This is a genomic window from Acidimicrobiales bacterium (assembly GCA_035512495.1).
Lineage (GTDB): Bacteria > Actinomycetota > Acidimicrobiia > Acidimicrobiales > CADCSY01 > DATKDW01.
The window spans coordinates 1-24,989 of sequence record DATKDW010000057.1; the positions used below are offsets into that span (position 1 = coordinate 1).

General features: G+C 71.4%; 24 protein-coding genes and 1 rRNA gene. 3 read left to right on the forward strand and 22 right to left on the reverse strand.

The window, feature by feature from the left end; translation table 11 throughout:
* Together VMN58_07950 and tyrS are read right to left on the reverse strand one after the other, a co-directional pair.
* A 16S ribosomal RNA gene (locus VMN58_07950) occupies positions 1-451 on the reverse strand; the annotation flags it as partial.
* Positions 452-939: 488 nt separating this feature from the next.
* Entirely contained in the window at positions 940-2,217 is a 1,278-nt protein-coding gene (gene tyrS, locus VMN58_07955) for a tyrosine--tRNA ligase (GenBank protein HUF33121.1), read from the reverse strand.
* A gap of 83 nt (positions 2,218-2,300) precedes the next feature.
* Here tyrS and VMN58_07960 point away from each other — a divergent pair, with 83 nt between their 5' ends.
* Positions 2,301-4,682 carry a PBP1A family penicillin-binding protein gene (locus VMN58_07960; GenBank protein ID HUF33122.1) on the forward strand — a complete coding sequence of 794 codons (2,382 nt, stop codon included), beginning with the start codon at positions 2,301-2,303 and terminating at the stop codon, positions 4,680-4,682.
* A 52-nt stretch (positions 4,683-4,734) separates the two neighbouring features.
* Here VMN58_07960 and VMN58_07965 read toward each other — a convergent pair whose 3' ends face one another.
* The 17 genes from VMN58_07965 to infC form a co-directional block, all read right to left on the reverse strand.
* Positions 4,735-5,118, reverse strand: a complete 384-nt coding sequence (locus VMN58_07965; protein HUF33123.1) for a thioesterase family protein — start codon at positions 5,116-5,118, stop codon at positions 4,735-4,737.
* Positions 5,115-6,500, reverse strand: coding sequence for an argininosuccinate lyase (gene argH / locus VMN58_07970; protein HUF33124.1), 1,386 nt, complete (start codon positions 6,498-6,500; stop codon positions 5,115-5,117). Before argH ends, VMN58_07965 begins: the two co-directional genes overlap by 4 nt.
* Positions 6,497-7,711, reverse strand: coding sequence for an argininosuccinate synthase (locus VMN58_07975; GenBank protein ID HUF33125.1), 1,215 nt, complete (start codon positions 7,709-7,711; stop codon positions 6,497-6,499). The genes argH and VMN58_07975 overlap by 4 nt, the downstream gene beginning before the upstream one ends.
* 85 nt (positions 7,712-7,796) lie before the next feature.
* Positions 7,797-8,279: an arginine repressor gene (gene argR, locus VMN58_07980; protein HUF33126.1), complete on the reverse strand. Its 483-nt coding sequence runs from the start codon at positions 8,277-8,279 to the stop codon at positions 7,797-7,799.
* A complete protein-coding gene (gene argF / locus VMN58_07985; protein HUF33127.1) occupies positions 8,276-9,175 on the reverse strand; it encodes an ornithine carbamoyltransferase in 900 nt (299 codons plus the stop codon). The genes argR and argF overlap by 4 nt, the downstream gene beginning before the upstream one ends.
* Positions 9,172-10,356 (reverse strand): acetylornithine transaminase, encoded by a 1,185-nt coding sequence (locus VMN58_07990; GenBank protein ID HUF33128.1) that lies wholly within the window; start codon positions 10,354-10,356, stop codon positions 9,172-9,174. Before VMN58_07990 ends, argF begins: the two co-directional genes overlap by 4 nt.
* Positions 10,353-11,210 (reverse strand): acetylglutamate kinase, encoded by an 858-nt coding sequence (gene argB, locus VMN58_07995; GenBank protein ID HUF33129.1) that lies wholly within the window; start codon positions 11,208-11,210, stop codon positions 10,353-10,355. The genes VMN58_07990 and argB overlap by 4 nt, the downstream gene beginning before the upstream one ends.
* Positions 11,210-12,373, reverse strand: a complete 1,164-nt coding sequence (argJ, locus tag VMN58_08000) for a bifunctional glutamate N-acetyltransferase/amino-acid acetyltransferase ArgJ (protein ID HUF33130.1) — start codon at positions 12,371-12,373, stop codon at positions 11,210-11,212. Before argJ ends, argB begins: the two co-directional genes overlap by 1 nt.
* The gene (argC, locus tag VMN58_08005; GenBank protein HUF33131.1) at positions 12,370-13,386 is read right to left on the reverse strand and encodes an N-acetyl-gamma-glutamyl-phosphate reductase; all 1,017 of its coding nucleotides are present in this window, start codon (positions 13,384-13,386) and stop codon (positions 12,370-12,372) included. Before argC ends, argJ begins: the two co-directional genes overlap by 4 nt.
* 40 nt (positions 13,387-13,426) lie before the next feature.
* Complete coding sequence (locus VMN58_08010) at positions 13,427-13,888, reverse strand: SRPBCC family protein (protein ID HUF33132.1); 462 nt, start codon at positions 13,886-13,888, stop codon at positions 13,427-13,429.
* Positions 13,889-13,891: 3 nt separating this feature from the next.
* Positions 13,892-16,240, reverse strand: a complete 2,349-nt coding sequence (gene pheT, locus VMN58_08015; GenBank protein HUF33133.1) for a phenylalanine--tRNA ligase subunit beta — start codon at positions 16,238-16,240, stop codon at positions 13,892-13,894.
* A complete protein-coding gene (gene pheS, locus VMN58_08020) occupies positions 16,241-17,272 on the reverse strand; it encodes a phenylalanine--tRNA ligase subunit alpha (protein HUF33134.1) in 1,032 nt (343 codons plus the stop codon).
* Positions 17,269-18,336, reverse strand: coding sequence for an ATP-binding protein (locus VMN58_08025; GenBank protein ID HUF33135.1), 1,068 nt, complete (start codon positions 18,334-18,336; stop codon positions 17,269-17,271). The genes pheS and VMN58_08025 overlap by 4 nt, the downstream gene beginning before the upstream one ends.
* Positions 18,333-19,133, reverse strand: a complete 801-nt coding sequence (locus VMN58_08030) for an RNA methyltransferase (GenBank protein ID HUF33136.1) — start codon at positions 19,131-19,133, stop codon at positions 18,333-18,335. The genes VMN58_08025 and VMN58_08030 overlap by 4 nt, the downstream gene beginning before the upstream one ends.
* Positions 19,134-19,149: 16 nt before the next feature.
* Positions 19,150-19,518, reverse strand: coding sequence for a 50S ribosomal protein L20 (rplT, locus tag VMN58_08035; protein ID HUF33137.1), 369 nt, complete (start codon positions 19,516-19,518; stop codon positions 19,150-19,152).
* Positions 19,519-19,566: 48 nt separating this feature from the next.
* Complete coding sequence (gene rpmI, locus VMN58_08040) at positions 19,567-19,761, reverse strand: 50S ribosomal protein L35 (protein HUF33138.1); 195 nt, start codon at positions 19,759-19,761, stop codon at positions 19,567-19,569.
* A 2-nt stretch (positions 19,762-19,763) separates the two neighbouring features.
* Positions 19,764-20,498, reverse strand: coding sequence for a translation initiation factor IF-3 (gene infC / locus VMN58_08045; GenBank protein ID HUF33139.1), 735 nt, complete (start codon positions 20,496-20,498; stop codon positions 19,764-19,766).
* A gap of 217 nt (positions 20,499-20,715) precedes the next feature.
* On the opposite strand from infC, the gene VMN58_08050 reads away from it, so the two are divergent.
* The gene (locus tag VMN58_08050) at positions 20,716-21,129 is read left to right on the forward strand and encodes a hypothetical protein (protein HUF33140.1); all 414 of its coding nucleotides are present in this window, start codon (positions 20,716-20,718) and stop codon (positions 21,127-21,129) included.
* Between the two features lie 38 nt (positions 21,130-21,167).
* The gene (locus VMN58_08055) at positions 21,168-21,680 is read left to right on the forward strand and encodes a hypothetical protein (GenBank protein HUF33141.1); all 513 of its coding nucleotides are present in this window, start codon (positions 21,168-21,170) and stop codon (positions 21,678-21,680) included.
* Between the two features lie 18 nt (positions 21,681-21,698).
* Here VMN58_08055 and VMN58_08060 read toward each other — a convergent pair whose 3' ends face one another.
* From VMN58_08060 to VMN58_08070, 3 genes are read right to left on the reverse strand one after another with little or no spacing between them, the layout of a single operon-like run.
* Positions 21,699-22,481: an amino acid ABC transporter ATP-binding protein gene (locus VMN58_08060; protein ID HUF33142.1), complete on the reverse strand. Its 783-nt coding sequence runs from the start codon at positions 22,479-22,481 to the stop codon at positions 21,699-21,701.
* A complete protein-coding gene (locus VMN58_08065; GenBank protein HUF33143.1) occupies positions 22,478-23,737 on the reverse strand; it encodes an amino acid ABC transporter permease in 1,260 nt (419 codons plus the stop codon). The genes VMN58_08060 and VMN58_08065 overlap by 4 nt, the downstream gene beginning before the upstream one ends.
* Entirely contained in the window at positions 23,734-24,930 is a 1,197-nt protein-coding gene (locus VMN58_08070; GenBank protein HUF33144.1) for an ABC transporter permease subunit, read from the reverse strand. Before VMN58_08070 ends, VMN58_08065 begins: the two co-directional genes overlap by 4 nt.
* Between the last annotated feature and the right edge of the window lie 59 nt (positions 24,931-24,989).

Genomic DNA, 24,989 nt, shown 5'->3' on the forward strand with positions numbered 1-24,989 from the left:
CCCTGCTGAAAGGGGTTTACAACCCGAAAGCCTTCATCCCCCACGCGGCGTTGCTGCGTCAGGCTTTCGCCCATTGCGCAAGATTCCCCACTGCTGCCTCCCGTAGGAGTCTGGGCCGTGTCTCAGTCCCAGTGTGGCTGATCGTCCTCTCAGACCAGCTACCCGTCGATGCCTTGGTGAGCCGTTACCTCACCAACTAGCTGATAGGCCGCGAAGCCCTCCCGAAGCGGAATCCATTTCCTCACCAGATCATGCGATCCGGTGGGGGTATCCGGTATTAGCTCTCCTTTCGGAGAGTTATCCCAGTCTTCGGGGCAGGTTCTTCACGTGTTACTCACCCGTTCGCCGCTAGGTCTTCCCCAGTGTTGCCACTGGTTGGACCTCGCTCGACTTGCATGTGTTAGGCACGCCGCCAGCGTTCGTCCTGAGCCAGGATCAAACTCTCCGTCAAGATCTCTCACAGCCTTCCCAGCCGTAGCCGGTCGTGCTGCTTCGATCGTGGAGAGCCGGTTCGGGTCTGGCGAGACCGTCACCGACTGGCATCAAGATATGGATTGTTGTCCGTATCCAAATGCGGAATTGCTTTGAATGAACGTCGACACGTCGAACCGAAGCTCGTCGTGCGGACGCCCGCACTCGCTTTTGAACCTTCCTCTGTTCTGTTTTCAAGGAGCGAGTCCTCGTCGGCACACCTCTCCCGTGGGAGCGTTCGTACCTTGCGTCCCGGGCCTTGGAGCATCGGACGTGCCGACGCTGCTTGCTCCTCGCTTGATGCTCGGAGCGCTCCGGGGGCGGAGAGCCATCATATCGACTCCGCCGTTGCTGTCAACTTCAGGGCCGATGCCCTTGCCCCTGCTCCTCGTTGCCGAGGCGCGTGCGGGGCGGAGCGCCACTCTACCGACTTCTCCTCGAGCTCCAAAGCGGGTTCCGCGCCCCTGGCTACGCCGTCGCGACGAGGAGGTGGTAGGTGCGCTTGCCCTTGCGCAGGAGCACCCAGCGGTCGTGGAGCAGCTCGGCGGTGGTGACCACGGCCTCCTCGCCGTCAACCCGGGCGCCGTTGACGTAGGCACCCGCCAGGTTGCGCCGGGCGTCACCCCGGGACGACGCCAGGCCGGACTCGACGAAGAGGCTGACGATGTCGATGCCCTCGGCCAGGCGCCCCCGGTCGATCGAGGTGGCATCGAGCTCCTCGACGAGCAGCTCGAAGGCGCCGAGGGGAGCTTCGACGGGGTCGCCCCCGAAGAGGACGGCGCTCGCCGCCTCGGCAGCGGCGGCAGCCTCATCCCCGTGGACGAGCGCGGTGACCTCCCGGGCCAGGCGTCGCTGACCGGTCCGCTCCTGCGGTGCCCCCAGATGGGCGTCGGCCACCGCCTCGCACTCGTCGACGGGCAGCAGCGTCAGCTGGAGGAGGAAGCGGCGCACGTCGTCGTCGGGGACCTGCACCCAGTACTGGTAGAAGGCGTAGCGGCTGGTGCGCTCCGCACCCAGCCAGATGTTGCCGGCCTGGCTCTTGCCGAACTTCTGCCCGTCGGAGCGGACGAGCAGTGGCCAGGTCAGGCCGTGGACGTGGCCTCCGGAGCGACGCCGGACGAGGTCGATCCCGGCGGTGATGTTGCCCCACTGGTCCGACCCACCCACCTGCAGCTCGCACGATTCGTTGGCGTGGAGCCAGGCGTAGTCGTGGGCCTGGAGGAGCATGTAGGTGAACTCGGTGTAGGAGATGCCTTCCTCGCCCGCCAACCGGCTACGGACCGACTCCTTGGCGACCATCTGGTTGACCGTGACGTGCTTGCCGACGTCGCGGAGGAACTCGAGGAGCGTCAGATCGGCCGTCCAGGTGGCGTTGTCGACCATCACCGCCGCCGCCGGTCCGTCGAAGCTGATCATGGCCCCGAGCTGGGCCTTGATTCCGGCCAGGTTCCGGGCGAGCGTCTCGTCGTCGAGGAGGTTGCGCTCCTCGGACCGGCCGCTCGGGTCGCCGATCATCCCCGTGGCCCCCCCGGCGAGGACGATCGGGCGATGGCCGGCGAGCTGCAGGCGGCGGACCGCCAGCACGCCGACGAGGTTGCCGATGTGGAGGCTGTCGGCGGTGGGGTCGCACCCCCAGTAGAAGCGCACCGGGCCCGCCTCGAACCGCGTGGCGAGCGCCTCGCGGTCGGTCGTGTCGTGGATCAGCCCGCGGGCGTCGAGGTCGGAGAGCACGTCCATCGGCTTCATCGTCGCCCCCTCCGGCCGACGGGTCCAACCTGATGCGCCCGCCATGCCACGTACTGGTCGCCGCTGGCGGCGACAATGGGCCCGTGCGCCGCCCCCCTCCCAGACTCCTCGCGACCCTGGTCGTGGTGGTCGCCCTCCTCTCCGGCGCTTGCTCCTACACCCCCGCCGAGCTCACCATCGCCGAGCCCCGGCTGGCGCAGTCGACCCGGATCCACGCCGCCGACGGCAGCCTCATCACCACCCTGCGGGCGGAGGAGAACCGCGAGAACATCCGCCTCACCGAGCTCCCCTCCCACGTCCCCGACGCCGTGCTGGCGGTGGAGGACGCCCGCTTCTGGCAGCACAACGGGGTCGATGTCCGGGCTGTGCTGCGGGCCGCAGCCGCCAACACCGCCGAGGGCCAGATCGTCGAAGGTGGCTCGACCATCACCCAGCAGTACGTCAAGAACACCATCCTCGACTCCACCCAGACCATCAACCGCAAGGTCGAGGAGGCGCTGCTGGCCATCCAGCTCGAGCGGAAGTACACCAAGGAGCGGATCCTCGAGCTCTACCTGAACACCATCTACTTCGGGAACGGCGCCTACGGGATCCAGGCCGCGGCCATGGAGTACTTCGGGGTCCCCGCCGCCGAGCTCGAGCTGGCCCAGAGCGCCACGCTCGCAGGCCTGATCCGGGCGCCCAGCGCCTTCGACCCGCACGACAACGCCGACGCCGCCGTGCGCCGGCGCGACAACGTGGTCCGTCGCATGCGCAGCCTCGACCTCATCTCCGAGTCCGAGGCGACCGCTGCCCTCGCCAGCCCCCTCGAGCTGGCCACCCGACGGGCGGAGGACCGCTACGACGCCCCCCACTTCGTCGAGCAGGTGAAGCGCTTCGTCCTGGACGACCCCCGGTTCGGGGAGACGCCGGGCGAGCGCCGCTCGCTGCTCTTCACCGGCGGCCTGCGCATCACCACCACGCTCGACCCGACGATGCAGGCCGCCGCCGAGGAGGCGGTGGGCCGGGTGCGTCCCCCCGAGCCCGGCCCCGAGGCGGCCCTCGTCTCGATCGAGGCCCCCACCGGCTTCGTCCGTGCCCTCGTCGGCGGTCGCGACTTCTTCGGCGGAGGCGAGCAGGCCAAGCTCGACCTCACCACGGGCGGCCCGGGTCGGCCCGCCGGCTCGTCCTTCAAGCCGCTGGTCCTCGCCGCCGCCCTGGAGGAGGGCATCGAGCTCGACACCGTCTACCGGTCGCCCAGCAGCATCGACATCCCGCTCACCAACGACGTGTGGCGGGTTCGGAACTACGAGGGCAGCGGAGGTGGCCGGTCGACGCTGCGCGAGTCGACGGTGCAGTCCTACAACACCGTCTACGCCCAGCTCATCCAGGAGGTGGGCCCCGCCGATGCCGTCGCCATGGCCGCCCGGCTCGGCGTGTCGTCCCCCCTCTCCGCCTACCCGTCAGCCGTGCTCGGCACCAATGACATCCACCCGATCGACATGGCCGCCGCCTACGCCACCTTCGCCAACCGGGGGCTGCGGATCCCGCCGGCCTTCGTGACCAAGGTGGTCCGCAGCGACGGCACCGTGCTCTACCAGCACCAGCACCGACAGACCCGGGTGATCGAGCAGTACATCGCCGACGAGGTGAACGACGTCCTGCAGGAGGTCGTCGAGCGGGGCACGGGGGTCAACGCCCGCATCGGGCGACCGGTGGCGGGCAAGACCGGCACCGGCCAGGACCACACCGACGCCTGGTTCGTCGGCCACACGCCCGACCTCGCCACCGCCGTCTGGGTGGGCTTCCCCAACGGCCGCGTGCCCATGGTCCCCCCGGTGACGCCGATCCGGGTGACGGGTGGCTCGTGGCCGGCCCAGATCTGGCAGCTCTACACATCCGCTGCCCTTGCCGACGTGCCCATCACGCACTTCGCCGTGCCGAACCGCCCGCAGCCCGACCTCAGCGAGGAGACCGAAGCCGTCAACCCGGGCCGGGAGCTGCCCACGGTGCGCGACGTGGTGGGCATGCCCTTCGAGGACGCCGTGGCCGCCCTCACCCGTGCCGGCTTCGTGGTCCAGACCCGGGAGGTGCCGAACAATGACTACCCGCCCGGCTACGTCGCCGCCCAGGTGCCGCGCGGGGGCGACCGAGCCGAGGGTGGCAGCACCGTCGTGATCGACGTGTCCAACGGCGAGGTCGCGGTCACGGTCCCCGACGTCTTCGGGCTCGAGGAGGCCGAGGCCATCCACCGCCTGCAGTGGCTCGGCTTCGAGATCGCCCTCACCCGTGAGCAAGAGCCGCCCTCACCCGGGAGCGAGGCACGCGCCGGCATGGTCTGGCGGCAGTCCCCCGCGGCAGGCACCACCTTCCCGCGGGGCTCCCGGGTCGCCATCTCGGTGAACCCACCGCCACCGGACCCTCCGCCCGAGGAGGCCGAGGAAGCCGAGGAAGCCGAAGAGAATGAGGACGGCGAGGAGCCCTAGCAACACCGTGCCGAGGAGGTCGGGCGCAACGCGGCGAGGGTCGCGCCGGGGGTCACGCCGAGAGGGCGGACCGGACCCCCCCGGGGGTCACCTTGGGGGTGTTGGCCCCGGGCTCCACGCTCACGTAGGTGATGGTGGCGGTGAACACCCTCCGCTCGCCCACCGAGCCGGTGAAGCCCACGTCGAAGCTGCTCGACCCCCACCGCGCCACGGCGACGTCGATCACGATCTCGTCACCCACCGTTGCGGGGCCGTCCCACTCGAGGACGGCCCGCTTCAGCATGAAGTCCCACTGGTGGGCTGACGGATCGAGCTCGATGGTCCGCAGCCAGGTCTCCACAGCATCGTCGCAGTAGGCGAGGTAGTGGGCGTTGAAGACCACCCGCTGCATGTCGACCTCGCCGTAGCGGACCAGGATCCGATGGCGGTAGGTCATCGCAGCGCCGCCAGCTGCTCGCGCTCTGCCGTGAGGTGGTCCCGGAAGCGGCCGAGCTGGACGGCGACGGGCACAGGCCCGGCCCCACCGGGGGTGGTGCGCCGTGTGACGGCGACCCCGGGGACGAGGAGGGCGGCCGCCTCCGGGCCGAGCTCGGGGCTGGCAGCCACCAGGTCCGCGAAGGAACCCTCTCCGCCGAGCGAGCGGCGGACGAGGGCCCCGACGATGGCGTGGGCGTCGCGGAAGGGCGTCCCACCGGCCACCAGGTGCTCGGCCAGGTCGACCGCGGCGGCGCCGGGGCTGTCGGCGGCAGCAGCCATGACGTCGGTGTGGAAGGTGGAGGAGGCCAGGAGGCCGGCCATGGCACCGAGGGCCAGCGCCACCTGCTCGACGGCGTCGAAGAGGGGTTCCTTGTCCTCCTGGAGGTCGCGGTTGTAGGCCAGCGGAAGGCCCTTGAGGGTGGAGAGCACCCCCGTGAGGTGCCCGATCAGACGACCCGCCTTCCCCCGAGCCAGCTCGGCGATGTCGGGGTTCTTCTTCTGCGGGAGCATCGACGACCCGGTGGACCACGCGTCGTCGAGGCCGAGGAAGCCGAACTCGTCGCTCGACCAGAGCACGACCTCCTCACCGATGCGGGAGAGGTGCACACCGATGAGCGCGAGGTCGAACAGCGCCTCCGCCACGAAGTCGCGGTCGCTCACGGCGTCGAGGCTGTTCTCGAAGCGGGAGGCGAAGCCGAGGTCGGCGGCGGTGCCGTCGGGGTCGAGCGCCAACGACGAGCCCGCCAGGGCGCCGGCGCCGAGGGGCGAGACATCGAGGCGGCGACGCGTGTCGAGCAGGCGGTCGAGGTCACGGCCGAGCGCCCAGGCGTGGGCCAGGAGGTGGTGGGCCAGCAGGACGGGCTGGGCCCGCTGCAGGTGGGTGTAGCCGGGGAGGTAGGCGTCACCCGCCTCCTCGGCCCGGTCGAGCAGCACCTGCTGGAGGCCGACGATGCGCTCGGCCACGACGACCAGCTCCCGCTTGCACCACAGCCGCAGGTCGGTGGCGACCTGGTCGTTGCGGCTCCGGCCCGTGTGGAGCTTTGCGCCCGCAGGACCGGCGATCTCGGTGACCCGACGTTCGACCGCGGTGTGGATGTCCTCGTCGCCGGCCCCGAAGGCGAACGACCCGTCGGCCAGCTCGGCCTCGACGGTGTCGAGGGCGGCGAGGACCGACGATGCCTCGTCGCCGTCGAGGATCCCGGCACGTACCAACCCCCGGACGTGGGCCCGGGAGCCGGCGATGTCGTCGGCCGCCAGACGACGGTCGTAGTGGAGGCTCACCGTGTAGGCGAGGAGCTCCTCCGCCGGGCCACCGTCGAAGCGGCCGTGCCAGAGGGTCATGTGGTCGGTGGGACCGGGGCCGTGCCGACGCCCTGCCGGGCAGCCCAGGTCTTGACGCCGAGGCCCCAGAGGCGCACGAAGCCCTCAGCATCTTCATGGCGGAAGCTGTCGGCGGCCTCGTAGGTGGCGAGGTCGTAGTCGTACAGACCGACGGGGCTGCGGCGGCCGGCCACGATGCAGCGGCCCGGGACCTCGCAGCGCAGGCGCACCTCACCGGTGACGTGGCGCTGGCTCTCCTCGACGAAGGCGTCGAGGGCCTGCTTCAGGGGCGAGAACCACAGGCCGTCGTAGACCAGGTCCGCGTAACGGGGCTCCAGGCGGGCCTTCTCGTGGGCCAGGTCGCGCTCGAGGGTGAGGTCCTCGAGGTCGGCGTGTGCCATCAGCAGCGCCAGCGAGCCGGGGCACTCGTAGATCTCACGGCTCTTGATGCCGACCCGGCGGTTCTCCACCATGTCGATCCGACCCCAGCCGTAGGAGCCGACCACCCGGGTGACCTCGTCGATGAGATCGTGCAGCGCCAGCGAGCGGCCGTCGAGGCTGACCGGCACACCCTGCTCGAAGCCGATCACGAGGTCGCGTGCCTCGGTGGCGGTGGGCGTGGTGATGTCGTAGACCTCCTCCGGCGGTGACTCCCAGGGGTCCTCCAGGATCCCGCACTCGATGGTGCGGCCCCACAGGTTCTGGTCGATCGAGTACGGGCTCTTCTTGGTCACCGTGATCGGGATCTCGTGGCGCTGGGCGTACTCGATCGACTCCTCGCGGGTGAGGCCCCAGCCCCGCACCGGCGCCAGCACCTCGAGGTCGGGCGCCAGCGCGGCGGTGGACACCTCGAAGCGCACCTGGTCGTTGCCCTTGCCCGTGCAGCCGTGGGCGATGGCGTTGGCGCCATGCTCGCGGGCGGCCGCCACCATGTGCTTGACGATGATCGGCCGCGAGAGCGACGACACCAAGGGGTACTTGCCCTCGTACTTGGCGTTGGCCCGCAAGGCCGGCACGACGTACTCCTCGGCGAACTCACGCCGACAGTCGACCACGATGGCCTCCACCGCCCCGGCAGCGAGCGCCCGCTGACGGATCTCCTCGAAGTCGCCACCCTGGCCGACGTCGGCAGCCACGGCGATCACCTCGGTGCCGAGCTCCTCCTGCATCCACTTCACGGCCACGGACGTGTCGAGGCCACCGCTGTAGGCCAGCACCGCTCGCTTCGCCATCGTTCGATCTCCTGTGCTCTGGGGGGTCGTCGGGGATGTGTCGGGAGTGTGTCGGGGTCGCCCGCTGCTCGATCGATCGAACGGGTCAGAGGCCGGCGAGGCCTCGGAGCCTGTCGGCCACTTCGGCGCCGGTGGCGTCCTCGGCGACGACGAGCAGCAACGTGTCGTCGCCGGCGACGGTGCCGAGCAGCTCCGGGAGGGCCGAGCGGTCGAGGGCCGAGCCCACCACGTGGGCCGAGCCCGGCGGGGTGCGCAGCACCACCAGGTTGCCAGACGAGCCGACCTCGACCACCCAGTCGGAGAACACCCGGCGGAGGTGGTCCTCCGGGGCGATCTGGTCCTTCGGGAGCTCGGGGATGGCGTAGACCGTCTCGCCACCCGGCACCCGGACCTTCACGGCTCCCAGCTCGTCGAGGTCGCGCGAGACCGTGGCCTGTGTGGCCACCACGCCGTCGCCCGCCAGCAGCTCGACGAGCTGGGACTGGCTGGTGACGGCCCGGTTCTCGAGGAGCCGGGTGATGCGGTGCTGGCGCTGCGTCTTGCCGAGGGGTGCGGTCGGCTCGCTCATCGCTCACCCCCGGCGAGGAGGTGGGCGAGGAGCCCTCGTGCCGCGTGCATCCGGTTCTCGGCCTGGCGCCACACCATGCTCCTGCCTCCTTCGAGGACCTCGGCCGACACCTCTTCGCCGCGGTGGGCGGGAAGGCAGTGCAAGAAGATGCCGGTCGGCGAGGCCGCGGCCATGAGGCGGTCGTCGACGGTGAAGCCCTCGAAGGCGCGCCGGCGGGTAGCGGCCTCCGCCTCCTGGCCCATCGATGCCCAGACGTCGGTGTAGACCACGTCGGCGCCCTCGACGGCGTCCTCCGGGCGCTCGGCCACCACCACCGACCCGCCGAGGGAGCGCACGCGGTCGAGGTCGACCTCAGGGCACTGGTACCCGCTCGGGCAGCCCAAGCGGACCTCGGCGCCCACCATGGCGCTGGCGATGGCCAGCGAGCGGGCCACGTTGTTCCCGTCGCCGACGTAGGCGATCACCCGGCCGGCGAGGTCACCGAAGTGCTGGCGGATGGTGAGCAGGTCGGCGAGGGCCTGCATGGGGTGGGCGAGGTCGGAGAGGAGGTTCACGACCGGCACCGGGCTCACCGCGGCCATGCGCTCGAGCTTGGCGTGCTCGAAGACGCGCGCCGCGATCACCGCGTGGTGGCCGGCGAGGACCCGGGCGATGTCCTCCGCGGTCTCCCGCACGTCGAGGCCGACCTCCTCGTCCCGCAGCGAGACGGGGTGCCCGCCGAGCTGCACGACCGCCATCTCGGTGGCGCTCCGGGTCCGGAGCGACGGCTTCTCGAACAACAGCACCGCCCCCCTTCCCTCGAGCACGCGGGGGGGAGCGGCGTGTTCGGCCAGGTCGAGCACGGAGGTGATCTCGTCGGGGGTCAGGTCGTCGACCTCGAGCAGGTGCCTGGTCATGCGAGGACCTCGGTCAAGATGGTCACGGCCTGGTCGATCTCGTCGTCGGTGACGATGAGGGGCGGCGCCAGGCGCAGGGCGGTGGGGGTGACGGCGTTGACGATGAGGCCACGTTCGAGGGCGGCGGCCGCCACGGCCGGGGCCTCGCCAGCCTCGAGCTCGGCGGCGATGAGGAGCCCCATCCCCCGCACCGCCGTCACGCCGGGGATGGCGGCCAGCGCGTCGGTCAAGCGGGCACCCTGCCGGCGGGCGAGGCCCGGGGCGTCGATCGATTCCATGGTGGCGAGCACGGCCCTGGCCGCGGCGGTTGCGAGCGGCCCGCCCCCGTAGGTGGTTGCGTGGTCACCGGGCCGGAAGGCCGCGGCGACCTCGGCGCGGGCCCAGCAGGCGCTGATGGGCACGCCGTTGCCCAAGGCCTTGGCGATGGTCACCACGTCGGGCCGGACGTCGAAGTGCTGGAAGCCGAACCACTCCCCCGTGCGCGCCAGGCCCGTCTGCACCTCGTCGACCATGAAGAGGATGCCGCGCTCGTCGCAGAGCCGGCGGACCCCGGCGAAGTACTCGGTGTCGGCCGGCTGCACGCCGCCCTCTCCCTGCACCGACTCGAGGAGCACGGCGGCCACGGTGGGGTCGAGCGAGGCCTCGAGGGCGTCGAGGTCGTGCCAGGCCACGTGCCGGAACCCCTCGGGCAGGGGCTGGAAGGCCTCGTGCTTGGCGGGCTGTCCGGTGGCGTGGAGCGTCGCCAGGGTACGGCCGTGGAACGACCCGTAGGCGCTCACCACCACGTGACGCCCACGGCCGCCGTAGCGGCGCGCCAGCTTGATCGCGCACTCGTTGGCCTCCGCCCCCGAGTTGGCGAAGAAGATCTGGCCGCCCCCGCCCACGAGGCGGTCGAGGGTCCGGGCGACGTCGGGTGCCACCACGTTGGCGTACAGGTTGGAGACGTGGACCAGCGTCGCCGCCTGCTCGGCGACCGCCTGGGCCACCGCCGGGTGGGCGTGGCCGAGCGACACGACCGCCAGGCCGGACAAGAAGTCGAGGTACCGCCGACCTTCGGTGTCCCACAGCTCGGTGCCCCTCCCCCGGACGAAGGTCACCGCGGGAGGGCCGTAGGTGGGCATGAAGGGGCAGCGCTCGTCGTCCGAGGCGCTCATGGCGGCGGCGTGGGACTCGGCGTTCACCGGCTCACCATGGTGCCGATGCCCGACCGGGTGAACACCTCGAGCAACAAGACGTGGGGCACCCGGCCGTCGAGGATGTGAGCGTGGCCGACCCCGGCGCGCACGGCGCCAGCGCACGACGCCACCTTGGGGACCATGCCGGTGGTCACGGCACCGCTCTCGACCATGGCGTCGAGCTCGTCGACGGCGACGGTGGAGAGGAGGCTCGCCTGGTCGTCGACGTCGGCGCGGATGCCCTCGATGTCGGTCAGGTACACGAGCTTCTCGGCCTCCAGGGCGATGGCGATGGCGCCGGCGGCGGTGTCGGCGTTGATGTTGTAGGACTGGCCCTCGGCGTCGGCGCCGATGGTCGCCACCACCGGGACGAGGTCCTGTGAGAGGAGCCGCTGCACCACGGCCGGCGCCACCGACTCGATGTCGCCCACGAAGCCCAGCTCGGGCGACCGGGGCCGTGCCCGGAGGAAGCCGGCGTCCTCGCCCGACAGGCCCACCGCCAGGGAGCCGTGCACGTTGATGGCCCGGACGATGTCGCGGTTGACCTTGCCGACGAGGACCATCCGGGCGATGTCGAGCGTCTCGGCGTCGGTGACGCGGTGGCCCCCGATGAAGGTGGTCTCCTTGCCCAGGCGCGACATGAGCTCGCCGATCTGGGGTCCGCCCCCGTGGACGACCACGACCCGCATGCCCACCGAGTGCAGGAGGGCGACGTCCTCCGCGAACAGGGACAGGTCGTGGCCCATGGCGTTGCCGCCGAACTTCACCACGATGGTCTTGCCGTAGAAGCGGCGGATGTAGGGCAGGGCCTCGGCCAGCACCGCCGCCTTGTCCCCCACGCTGATCTCCACCGCGCTCATTAGGAGGTCCCCATGTTCTCGTCGACGTAGGCGTGGGTGAGGTCGTTGGTGAGGATGCGTCCCCGACCCTCGCCGAGGCCGAGGTCGACGACGATGGTGATCTCCCGCTCGGCCATCACGGCGGCGAGGGCGTTGGCGTCGTGGGCAGCGGCGACGCCCCGGCGGCAGCTGGTGACACCGCCGTACGACACAGACGCCCGGTCGGGGTCGAACTCGACGCCGGCCGAGCCGACCTCGCTGAGGATGCGCCCCCAATAGGGGTCCTCGCCGTACCAGGAGCACTTGCAGAGCTGGCTCTCGGCCACCCGGCGGGCGGCGCGACTGGCCTCCTCGTCGGACGCGGCCCCGACGACCTCGATGGTGACCACCTTCGTCGCCCCTTCGGCGTCCCCCGCCATCTGCGCGGCGAGCGAGGTGCAGGCCTCGGCCACGGCGGCGGCGAGGGCGTCGGGGTCGACCGGGCCGGCGGCCCCGCCGGCGAGGAGGATCACGGTGTCGTTGGTCGAGGTGCACCCGTCGATCGACAGCGCGTTGAAGGACCGGTCGACCGCCGCACGCAGCAGCTCGACCAAGCCCTCCTCGGGGGCGGCGGCGTCGGTGGTCAGCACCGCGAGCATCGTGGCCATGTCCGGGGCGAGCATCGCCGCGCCCTTGGCCATGCCCCCGACGGTGAAGCCCCCGCCGTCGACGACGACCTCCTTGCGGACGGTGTCGGTGGTGAGGATGGCGGCGGCGGCGTCAACCCCGCCCTCGGCGCGCAGCGAGCGGGCCACCACGGGGATGCCGGCGAGCAGCGGCTCCATGGGCAGGGGGATGCCGATCAGGCCGGTGGAGCACACCAGGACGTTGTGAGCCCGGCAGCCCAGCTCGTCGGCCACGAGGGCGCAGGTCCGCTCGGCGTCCTCCCGCCCGGGCTCGCCGGTCGCCGCATTGGCGTTGCCACTGTTGAGCACCACGGCGCAGGCCTGTCCGCCGCCAACCTCGAGGTGGGCCCGGCTGACCTGCACCGGTGCCGCCGTCGCCCGGTTGGCGGTGAAGACCGCTGCCGCCGGGACCGGGTGGCCGTCGGCGGTGGCGACCAGAGCGAGGTCAAGGTCACCGCTGGCCTTGATCCCACAGGCGACGCCGGCGGCCACGAAGCCCGATGGTGCAGTCACACTCACGACACGAACCCGCTCAGGGGCAGACCGGTGGCCTCAGGCAGGCCGAGGGACAGGTTGGCGCACTGCACCGCCTGGCCCGACGCCCCCTTGACCAGGTTGTCGAGGGCACAGAGGACCACCACCCAGCCGGTGCGGGCGTCGTGGCGGGCACTGAGGTGGGCGCAGTTCGAGCCGGTGGTGGCCTTGGTGGAGGGAGGAGCCTCGTCGACCACGACGAAGGGCTCGCCCGCATAGGCGTCAGCCAAGGTGGCGAGGAGCTCCTCGGTGGAGGTGGTCCCGCTGGGTCGGGCGTAGCAGGTGGCGAGGATGCCTCGGCTCATCGGGGCGAGGTGGGGGGTGAAGAGCACCGAGGCGCCGGTGGCCTGTTCGATCTCGGGGGTGTGGCGGTGGTCGAGGAGGCCGTAGGCGCGGAAGTCCTCGTTGGCGGCACCGAAGGTGAAGCGGGGGTTCGGGGCCCGACCGCCGCCAGAGACACCGGTGGCGGCGTCGACGATCACCCCGGTGGTCTCGATGGCACCCGCCCGCACCAACGGCGTCAGGGCGAGGGCGGCCGCCGTCGGGTAGCAGCCGGGGACGGCGATGGCGGTGGCGCCCACCACGTCATCCCGAAAGAGCTCAGGGAGGCCGTAGGCGAAATCGGCGAGGTGACCGGGCGCGCGGTGGGCTTCGCCGTACCACGTCGGGTAGAGGGACGCGTCCCGGAGGCGGAAGTCGGCGGCGAGGTCGACGACTGCGCCCGCCCGCTTGCGCAGGTCGGGCACCAGCGCCTGGCTGGCCCCGTGGGGCAGGGCGAGGAACACCAGGTCGAGCCCCTCGGCCCTTGCCTCGTCGTACGGCTCGAAGACCAGATCGCCCGCCAGCGCTGCCAGGTGGGGGTACAGCGTCGCCACCCGGGTGCCCGCCTGGGTCTCCCCGGTGGCCCAGGCGACGTCGAGGTCGGGGTGCGCCAGGCAGAGCCGGAGCAGCTCCACCCCGGCATAGCCCGAGGCCCCGATGATCCCGATCCGTTGCACCGCGCCACCATACGCATCAGTGCATGACTATGCAACCGATCTACTGCAGGGCCCGTCTCCGGAACTGGCGGACACCGACACCGACGATCCGGTCGTGGCCCCAGACCATGGCGGGGCGCGCCACCCGGCCGAGGGCCACCAGGGTCGGCCGCTGGAGGCGCAAGGACCAGACGAGGCGGGCCTCGGTGCCCGCGTCGCCCGTGGGCGACGCGCACGCGGTCAGCTCCAGGCGGGCCGAGCCGGCGAGGTCACCGCTCACGGTCGTCGCCACCAGGCGCCCCGGTTCGACCTTGTCGAGGTGCAGGCGGATGTCGAGCCGGTACGGCAGAGGTGGTCGTACCGAGAAGGCGGCGGTGGCGCCGGTGTGCAGACCCCCGGCATCGAAGTCGTCCAGCCACGAGAACCACCGTGGGTACTCCTCCGTGCGGGCGAGGACGGACCACAGCTCGTCCGGACCGACGTCGAAGCGCCACCGCCGGTCGAAGGTGAACGGCGCCGCCAGGGCTCAGGCCCTGAGGGTGGCGGGGTGCGCGTCCTCGACGGCCTCGATCAGACGACCGCGGACGGCGGCGACGTCGTCGTCGGTGAGGGTGTGGTCCGGCGCCTGGAACCGAACGGTGTAGGCGAGGCTCCGCCGGCCGTCGGGCACCTGCGCGCCCCGGTAGACGTCGAAGAGCCACACCCCGGCCACCAGGTCGCCACCGGCGGCACGCAGGGTCGACTCGATGTCGGTCGCCGGCACCGCGTCGTCGACCTCGAAGGCCAGGTCGATGTCGCTCGAGGGGTAGCGGCTCACCGGCCGGAACGAGGCGGAACCGTGGGGGGCGGCGAGCAGCGCCTCCAGGTCGACCTCGAGCCAGGCGACCCGCTCGTCGATCCCGCTCGCCTCGAGCACGCCCGGGTCGATCTCACCGAGGGCGCCGACGGCGGTGCCGCCGACGACGACTCGGGCGGTGCGGGTGGGGTGCAGACCCGGGGCCGTGGCCGTCTCGATGCAGGCGCCCTCGAGGAGCAGGCCCTCGATGAGGAGCGACCAGATCCCGACCGCCTCGGTGGCGTCGCAGCCCGCCAGGGCAACGGCGACCATCTCACGCTCCACCGGGAGGTCCTGGCCCACGGGAGGGCGCCGGAACACGTTGCCGACCTCGAAGAGGTGGACGCCACGCTGCCGCCGACCGGCGTTGTAGGCCACCGACGTGAGGAGGCCCGGCAGCAGCGACGGGCGAAGCAGGCCCTCGTCGGCCACCAGCGGGTTGGCGACGACGACCGCGTCGTCGACGTCGAGGCCGCAGCGCCGGATGGCGTCCGCCGACAAGAAGGTGGTGCTCCAGGCCTCCGACGCACCGGCGCCGGCGAGGATCTGACGGACGAGGCGACGGTCGTGCTGGTGGGCCGTCAGGGCGCCGGTGAGGGTCGAGGTGGGAACGGTCTTCGGCACCGCGCTGTAGCCGTGGAGCCGGGCGACCTCCTCGATCACGTCGATCTCGGTGGCGCTGTCGGGCCGCCACGACGGGATGGTGACGTCGTGGTCGTCGCCGGCGGTCTCGGCGGTGAAGCCGATCGGGCCGAGCAGGTCGCGGATCCGGGTGGCGCTCAGGTCGGTGCCGAGGATGGCGTTGACCCGGTCGGTGCGCACCCGGACCGGCGTCCGGTCCGGCACCTGCCCGGCGACGTCGACCGGCGGCCCCGCCGCCACTGCCCCCGACGCGGCCAGCAGCTCGCAGAACCGGGCGGTGGCCAGGGCCGGCACCTCCCAGTCGCAGCCCTTCTCGAAGCGGGCCGACGCCTCCGTGCGCAGCTTGAGGCGACGGGAGGTCCGGGAGACCGCCATCGGGTCGAACCAGGCCGCCTCCAGCAGCACCTCGGTGGTGGCGGCGTCGATCTCCGAGGAGGCGCCGCCCATGATCCCGGCGATGCCGACCGGTACGTCATCGGCGTCGCAGATGAGGAGGTCGTCCGGGCCGAGGCGTCGCTCGGCGTCGTCGAGGGTCACGAGCACCTCGCCCTCCCGTGCCCGACGGACCCGCAGGCCACGGCCAGGAAGCCGCGCCAGGTCGTAGGGGTGGGTGGGCTGACCGAGCTCGAGCATCACGTAATTGGAGGCGTCGACCACGTTGTTGATGGGTCGCATGCCGGCGAGCGTGAGCCGGTTTGCCAACCAGGCCGGGGACGGACCCACGGAGATCCCGGCCACGACCTGGGCGACGAAGCGCCCGCAGAGCTCGGGTGCCTCGACCTCGACGGTGGCCGTGCCGGCGGCGGCGGCCTCGGCGGGCTTGGGCGTGGGGATGGAGAACGGGAGGCCCAGGCGGGCGGCGAGGTCGCGGGCCACACCCGCGACCGACATGGCGTCGGGCCGGTTGGCGTTGACCTCGAGGTCGACGACCACGTCGACGGTGATCCCCATGGCGTCCGCGAAGGGAGTGCCCACCTCCAGGCCCTCGGGGAGGACGAGGATGCCGTCGGTTCCGCCGGGCAGGCCCAGCTCGTCGGCAGCGCAGATCATCCCGTGGGACTCGACGCCCTTCATCTTGCGGGCGCTGATGGCAAAGTCGCCGGGCAAGACCGAGCCCACCGTGGCGAGGGGCACGAGGTCGCCCTCCTCGAAGTTCCAGGCGCCGCAGACGATCTGGACGGGCTCGCCGCCGGCATCGACGACGACCCGGCGGATCTTGTCGGCCTTCGGGATGGCGCCGATCTCGAGGACCCGGGCCACCACGACGCCGTCGAGGCCCTCGCCCACGCGCTCGACCGACTCGACGGCGAGGCCGAGGTCGTTGAGCGTGGCGACGATCTCGTCGAGGGGCTGGTCGATGGGCGCGAAGTCGCGGAGCCAGGAGAGGGGGAGGCGCATCTAGAACTGCTCCAGGAAGCGGATGTCGTTGGTGACGAGCTCGCGCATGTCATCGATGCCGTGTCGCTGGATCGTCATGCGGTCGATGCCGAAGCCGAAGGCGAAGCCCGACCACTCGTCGGGGTCGTAGCCCACCGCCCGGAAGACGTTGGGGTGGACCATCCCGCACCCGCCGAGCTCGAGCCATCCCGTCCGACCGCACGACTTGCACCCCGTGCCGGTGCAGAAGACGCACGTGATGTCGAACTCGGCCGACGGCTCGGTGAAGGGGAAGTACGAAGGACGCAGCCGCGTGGTGATGCCCTCGCCGAAGTAGGCACCGGTGAAGGCGTCGAGGGTGCCGGCCAGGTCGCCGAAGGTGATCCCCCGGTCGACCACGAGGCCCTCGATCTGGTGGAAGTTCGGCAGGTGAGAGGCGTCGGCGGTGTCCTGGCGATAGCACCGCCCGGGCATCACCGAGTAGATCGGGGGCTCCATGGACTCCATCACCCGGATCTGGACCGGCGAGGTGTGGGTCCGCAGCAGGATCGTCTCCGGCTCGCCCAGCTCGAGGTAGAGCGTGTCGTACATGTTGCGGGCCGGGTGGCTGGGCGGGAAGTTGAGGGCGCCGAAGTTGTACCAGTCGGTCTCCACCTCGGGACCCTCCGCAACGGTGTAGCCCATGCCGACGAAGACGTCCTCGAGGCGGTCGCGCGCCTGGGTGACCAGGTGGAGGTGGCCACGGCGACGGGACGGCCGCACTTCGGTGAGGTCGAGCCGCTCGGCCTCGAGGCGTACGGCTCGCTCGAGAGCCTCGAGCTCGGCGCGACGCCCGGCCAGCACGGCCTCGACGGCCTGACGGACCTCGTTGAGGGTCCGACCGGCCTCGCGTCGGCGTTCGGGCTCGAGCTCGCCCAGGCCGGCCTTGAGCGACGAGAGCCGGGAACGCTTGCCCAGCACCTCGGCCTCGACGGCCTGCAGCTCGGTCAGGGTCGTCGCGGCGGCGGCGCGCTCGCGTGCCTCGGTGGTGATGACGGTGATGTCGTCGGTCACGAGGGCTCCATCAGCTTTTCGAACGCGTCGGTGGGCAGGGTGAAGCGGAACACGCTCCCCTCCCCCACCGCCGACTCCGCGGTCAGGCGCCCCTCGTGGGCCTCCACGAGGCCTCGGCTGATCCAGAGCCCGAGCCCCGATCCCGTCGGGCGGCCGTGGTCGCGCCGGAAGAACTTCGTGAAGACATTCGGCAGATCTGCCTCGGGAATCCCCTCGCCCCGGTCGTGGACCGCCACGACCACGTCAGCCTCCTCGACAGCGACCATGATGCGGATCTCGGTGGGGCTGGCGTACTTGGCGGCGTTCTCGACGAGGTTGGTCAGCACCTGTTCGACCTTGTCGGGATCGGCGTAGACGAGGGGGACCGCGGCGTCGATCTCGACCGCGCACGCCAGGTCCTCGTACTCGAGGCCGACCTTCTCGACAACCGAGGTGGTGAGGGCGGCGAGGTCGACCATCTGGCGGCGCAGGGTGAGACGTCCGGTCTCGAGGCGGCTGATGTCGAGCAGCTCGGTCACGAGGCGGGTCACCCGGTCGGCGTCGTGGTTGACCTGCCCCAGCATCATCAGCTTCTGCTCGTCACCGAGGCGGTCCCACCGGTTGAGCAGGAGCGACGTGTAGCCCTTGACCGACGTGAGCGGCGATCGCAGCTCGTGGCTCACCGTGGAGATGATCTCGATCCCTGACGGTGCCCGCCGGCCGCGACGGGACCGCGCCCGGAGGACGAGCACGGCGCCGGTGAGCGCGCCGTCGGACGACCGCTCGTAGCGGCCCGCCACCGCGGCGGCCACGGTGGTCCCGTCGGGGCGGCGCAGGGTGACGTCGTGTTCCGGGATCCCGCGCACGGAGGTGAGGTGGGCCGATGGGTGCCACCCACTCGTCCAAACCGGCACCTCGGCGCTGGTGTCGGGCGCCAGGAGGTCGCCACAGGGCGTGCCCACCAGCTCGTCGAGCGGTCGGCCGGTGAGGGTGGCGGCTGCCGGGTTGGCGGCGGTGACGACACGGTCGGCATCGACCAGCAGCGTCGCCACCGGCAGCGCGTCGATGGCGAGTGAGGCCGTCATCGGGTGCACCTCCGGCGCTGTCGGAGCGCTTCGAAGCAGACGATGGCGGCGGCCATGCCGACGTTGAGCGACTCGGCCCGCCCTGCCATCGGGATGGTGACGGCCTCGTCGAGCGAGGCGCTGAGACCTTCGGGGAGGCCGTGGGCCTCGTTGCCGAGCACGAGGGCCACCGGCGTCGTCAGGTCGGCCTCGTCGTAGGCCGTGCCCCCGCGAGCCACGGTCCCCACTCGGCGCAGACCGGCGGTCGCCAGGTGCCCGAGGACGGCGGCGGGCTCGCCGCCGTTGACGACGGGGACGTGGAACAGCGAACCGGCCGAGGCGCGCACCGTCTTCGGGTTGAACACGTCGACGGAGCCATCGCAGAACACCACCGCCCCGGCACCGGCGGCCTCGGCGCTGCGAAGGACGGTGCCGGCGTTGCCGGGGTCGCGCACATCGACGCAGACGACCACGAGGGTGGCCTCGGAGACCGACGTGAGGGCCACGTCGCAGAACGGCGCCAGCGCCACCACCGGCTGCGGGGTGACGGTGCCGCCGACGCGCTCCAGCACGCCCGGCTCGAGGTGGTGGACCCGCGCGCCGGCGTCGAAGGCCCGCTGCACCACGTCGTCGACCCCTGTCGCCCCGGGCGCGACGAAGACCGCCTCGAGGGCGGCGCCGGCATCGAGGGCCTCGCTCAGCAGCTTGGCTCCCTCGAGCACGAAGACCCGCTCCGAGGCGCGGACGCTCCGACGCCGGGTGAGACGCCGGAGCCGGTCGACCTTCTGGTGTCGGGTGCCGAGCGCACCCTGGGTCACCACCCCCGGATGTCCGCTACGACGCCTGGCTGGCGCCGGCGTCCTCGGCCACCTTCACCAGCGCCGCGAAGGCGGTGGGGTCGGTGACCGCGAGGTCGGCGAGGACCTTGCGGTCGACCTCCACCTCGGCGAGGCGAAGGCCGTTGATGAAGCGGCTGTAGCTCATGCCGTGCTCGCGGGCAGCGGCGTTGATGCGCTGGATCCACAGCTTGCGGAAGTCGCCCTTGCGGGCCCGGCGGTCGCGGTAGGCGTAGCGCCCGGAGTGCATGACCTGTTCGTTGGCGGCGCGGAACGAGCGGCTCTTGTTGCCGTAGTAGCCCTGCGCCTGCTCGAGGATCGCCTTGTGGTGCTTCTTCGCGTGGACGGCGCGCTTGACCCTGGCCATCGTTGGCTCCTTTCAGAGTGGGGTGTGCGGTCGGTGGGGTGGTGGGGCCTAGCGGCCGAGGAGCTGACGGACGGTTGCCGCGTCGTTCGGGGAGAGCTGGGTCTCGCGGTTGAGGCGCCGGGTGACCTTGGACGGCTTCTTCTCGAGGATGTGGTTCATCCCGGCGCGGCGGCGCATGATCTTGCCGCTGCCGGTGATCTTGAAGCGCTTCTTGGCGCCCCGGTGGGTCTTGGTCTTCGGCATCGCTATGTCTCCCTGTCGTTCGATGCGGCGTCGCTCGGTGTGGCGTCGTTCGGTTCGGTGGCGTCGGTGGCGTCGGTGGGGTCGCTCGGTGCGGTGGCGTTCGATGTGGCGTCGTTCGGTGCCGTGGCGCCGTCGGTGGCGTCGGGTGCGGAACCGTCGGTGGTGGCGGCGTCTACGGCCTCGAGCGCCTGCTTGCGTGCCCACTCGGCCTGGACCCGCTTGTCGGGCGCCAGGACCATGGTCATGTTGCGCCCGTCGAGCTTGGGCGCAGCCTCGATCTTGGCGAGGTGCTCGTTCTCCCTGGCCACGCCCTCGAGGATCTTCATCCCCAGCTCGGGGTGGGCCACCTCGCGGCCGCGGAACATGATCGTGATCTTGACCTTGTGGCCCTCCTCGAGGAACTCGGTCACCTTGCGGGTCTTGGTGTTGAAGTCGCCCTTGCCGATCTTGACCCGGTACTTCATCTCCTTGATGGAGATCTGGGTGGTCTTGCGCCGGGACTCCTTGGCCTTCTGCGCCGCCTCGTACTTGAACTTGCCGTAGTCCATGATCCGACAGACCGGCGGACTGGCCTGGGGTGCGACCTCGACGAGGTCGAGGTCGGCCTCACGCGCGATGGTGAGGGCCTCAGGAAGGGGCTTGATCCCGATCTGCTCGCCTTCGGCGGACACGAGACGGACCTCTCGTGCCCGGATGCGATCGTTGATCCGGGGCTCGTTGGTGACCGGTGCGGCTATCGGGCATCACTCCTGTGGTGGTGGCCGGCGGCGCAGGGCGTCGGCGGCGGCGTCCGGAAGTGGAGGGCCCGCCACGCTGCGCACGACCCGGGGGCCATGTACCACGAAGAGGTGCGACCCGCCGCACACGCCCGAGGGCGGTGGACGGGTGGGGCTGGACGCCCGAAACCTCCGAGCGGGCCCGCTTCCGATGGAACTGCGCCGTTAGGGTACCACCATGAGCTCGATCTGGACACCTGGCGGCGAGCGACCCGTGCCGAGGCCGGGTGACGCCCCGCAGCAACCCCCCGCGGCTGACCCGGCCGGGGCCCCGGGGGCGGCGCCGACCACCGACGAGGAGGCACAGGTGCGCGCCGAGATGGAGGCCATGGAGCGCGAGCTGGCCTCCACCCCCGCGGCGGTGGTCATCGCCAACCACGCGGTGGGCCTCTTCCAGCTGGCCGCCATCCACCTCAACCAGCGCCCACCCCAGCTCGACGACGGCCGCCTGGCCATCGACGCCCTCGCCGCCCTGCTCGACTCGGTGTCGGGCCGCCTCGGTGACGACGAGACCGCCCTGCGTCAGGGCCTCGACCAGCTGCGCATGGCCTTCGTGCAGCTCGCCGGGACGGAGGCGCCCGACGAGGGCTGACGGTTTCCCGGCCCCCGCGCAACGGGTAGCCGAAGGGCATGGCCAAGCCCCAGCAAGCAGAGCTCCGTCGTAGCGGCTTCACCGCCTCCCTCGACCCCGACAGCGTCGCGTCCGAGCGGGAGGCCCGGGATCACCCCGGCACGAGCGCGGGTCCGGACGGACCGGTCCCCGAGGACAACCTCCCCGGTCACCACCCCGACGAGGAGCAGGACAAGCCCAGCGGCGACGACTTCGTGGCCAGGGCCAAGGAGCTCGCCGAGGAGGCGCAGCAGGCACCAGCGACGAAGGCGGGCGCCAAGAAGGCTGGGGCCAAGAAGGCCGTCCCCAAGAAGGCCGTCCCCAAGAAGGCCGTCGCCAAGAAGTCCACCCCGGCGTCGCCCACCACGACGAGCGCACCCACCGCTGCGCCCGTGTCGGCAGCCAGCCCGCCGGCGCCCCCGGCGACCGGCTTCCTCGTGCCTCGGACCACCTACGGGAGGATCGTCGGCGTCGTCGCCGAGACCCCCATCCGCCTCGCCGGCCTCGTCATCACCCATCTCCGCCGCCGGTAGGCCACCGGGTACCGCCAGCTAGAGGATCTGGGAGAGGAAGAGCTTGGTGCGCTCCTCGTCGGGGTCGTCGAAGAAGTGCTGGGGGGTGCCGACCTCGACGATCTCGCCGTCGGCCATGAAGACCACCCGGTCGGCGACCTCACGGGCGAATCCCATCTCGTGGGTCACCACGATCATGGTCATGCCCGAGCGGGCCAGCTCCTTCATGACGTCGAGGACCTCACTGATCATCTCCGGGTCGAGGGCCGAGGTCGGTTCGTCGAAGAGCATGACCTTGGGCTGCATGGCCAGCGCTCGGGCGATGGCCACCCGCTGCTGCTGGCCGCCGGAGAGCTGGCCGGGGTACTTGTCGGCCTGCTCGGGGATGCGAACCCGCTCGAGCATCTCCATGGCCACCTGGCGTGCCTTGGCCTTCGGCCACCGTCGCACCTGACGGGGGGCCAGGATGACGTTGTCGATGACCTTCAGGTGCGGGAACAGGTTGAACTGCTGGAAGACCATGCCGACCTCGCGCCGGATCTCCGCGATGTTGCGGATGTCGTCGCCCATCTCCGTTCCGTCGACGACGATCCGGCCCCGGTCGTGCTCCTCGAGCCGGTTGATGCAGCGGATGAGGGTCGACTTGCCCGATCCGGAGGGCCCGATGACCACCACCACCTCCTGGCGCGCCACCGAGAGGTCGATGGCGTTGAGGGCCTGGAAGTCGCCGAACCACTTCTCCACCCCTTCGCACAGGATCATCGGGGTATCGGGCGACCCTGCTGCCCCCGCCCCTGCATCGGTCTCGGTCACGTCGCTCATCGCTCCCCCACCCCGAACCGGCGCTCGAGGCGCTGGCTCTCCCTCGACATCGTGTACGAACCGACCCAGAACACGAACATGGCGAACACCAGCGTCTCGGTGAGGCGGCCCTGACCCCGGAAGTCGGCCTGCTGGGGGATGATGAACGCCACCCGCAGCACCTCGGGCAGCCCCACCACGAACACCAGGGACGTGTCCTTGAACAGGCTGATGAACTGACCCACCAGCGCCGGGATCGACGCCCGTAGCGCCTGGGGCAGGACGATGAACGCGGTGATCCGGGTCGGCGAGAGCCCGAGCGCCTTCGCTGCCTCGGTCTGGCCTCGGGGGACCGACTGGAGGCCACCGCGGACGATCTCGGCCACGTAGGCCGACGTGAAGACGGTGAACACCGCGATGACGCGGACGATGTCGCCCGGGGCGAGGCCCTGCGGCACGAAGAACCCGAGCGTGAGCACCCCCATCAAGATGAGCGCGACCAGGGGGACCCCCCGGAACAGCTCGATGTAGGCGACGCTCAGGACCCTCGCCACCGGGAGGTTGGAGCGGCGGCCCAGGGCGAGGACGAGGCCCAGCGGGAAGCAGAGGCTGATGCCGGCGGCGGCCAAGAAGACGTTGAGCAGGAGGCCGCCCCACCCGCCCCAGGGCACTCCGCCGAAGCTCGAGAGCACGATCACCATCGCCACCGGCACGAGGGCGACGGCCACGAACCCGGCGGTACGGCCCCGGCCGCGGAGGCGCCGCCCGAGGGCGCGGCACCCGAGGATGAGGGCGATGTCGATGACCACCAGGAGGAGGGGGCCGAGGCTGCGGGTCAGGGCGAGCAGTGCCACCACCAGGAGGGCGAGCGGCCACGTGCGCCCGGCCACCGAGCGCACGGTCCGGGCCCGGCTCCGGTGCGGCCCCGCCACCCCCTGGAGGAGGCCGGCCAGGAGCCCGGCCCCGGCGGCCCCGATCGACACCGCGGCCGAGGGTCGCCACAGCTGGGTGCGGTCGTAGCGCCCCACCATGAAGGTGGTGAGGTTGCGGCGGACGATCTCCCACTCCGCCGTCACCAGGACGAAGCGGAGGAAGCGATAGCCGAAGTAGGCCAGCAGGCTGCCGACCACGACGGTGATGATCCCGTCGGCCGGTGTGCGGAAGAGGTTGGCCTTGACCCACTGGCGTGGCGGGAGGCGCAGCTCGGGCTGCGTGGGATCGGGCGCGGGGCCCGCGTCGACACCGGCGGCCAGCGAGGGCACGGCCGGGTCGGTCATCGCTCCACCAGGGTGAGCCGGCGGTTCACCAGGTTGGTGAGCATGGCGATCGACAGCGAGACCCCCAGGTAGATGACGATGAGCAGGGCGAAGGACTGCAGTGCCGGGCTCCCGTTGGCGATCAGGTCGCCGGTGATCTTGGTCAGCTCGAAGTACGAGATGGCCACGGCCAGCGACGAGTTCTTGGTGAGGTTCAGGTACTGGTTGGCCAGTGGCGGGACCGCGATCCGGAACGCCTGGGGCAGGACCACGAAGCGCAGGCGCTGACCGCTCGACAGCGCCACCGCCTTGGCCGCCTCGTCCTGGCCTCTGGGCACCGACTGGATGCTCCCCCGCACGATCTCAGCGATGTGGCTGGCGGTGTAGAGCACGAGCGAGACGAGCAGGGCGAAGTACTCCGGCCCCATCCGCATGCCACCGGCCACGAGGCGTCCGTCGGCCTCCGGGACGGTGATCCCGATGGGATGTCCCAGCGCCACGAAGGCGGCGCCGGCCGCGACCATGAACGCCACGAGGCCGAGGCCGACTCGATGGTGCGGTATCCCGGTGGCATCGAAGCGACGGGTGCGCCACCAGGCGGTGGCCGCCGCCGCGACCAAGCCCACCAGCGCCACGACCAGTGCCGGCCCGGCGCCGTCGGGCAGGGTCGGCCAGGTGATGCTGTTGCCCCGGTTGGACAGCACCAGCACCCCGGGGATCTCGATGGCCTCCACCGCCGGCGGCAGCTGCAGGACCACGACCAAGTAGGCGAAGATGATGATGATCAGCAGCGGGATGTTGCGGATCGCCTCCACGTAGAGGCGGGCGCCGGTGCGCAGCAAGAAGTTGCCGGAGAGCCGGGCCACGCCGAGCGCGACCCCGAGGACGGTCGCCAGCACGATGCCGGCCACCGACACCCGCAGGGTGTTGCCCAGGCCGACCCAGATGGCGTCCATCCGGCTCTGGCCAGCGCGGAAGTCCGAGCCGGGGACCTGGAAGCCCGCCGACTGGTCGAGGTAGCTGAAGCCGGTGTCGATGCCGAGGCCGGCAAGGCCCGACCGCACGTTGTTGAGCAGCCAGGCGAGGATCGCCCCGACGACCGCGAGCACGACGACCTGAGCCACCACCCGCAGCACGCGGACATCGCGCCACGGCGGCGGGCGGGTGGCGTTGCGCTGGGCGTCAGCGGGGCTGCGCGGCGACGTGGTCGTCATGGCCGGTGGTGCATCCCGCTGCCACCGGCCCAAAGGTCGGTGGCAGCGGGCTCACCCGA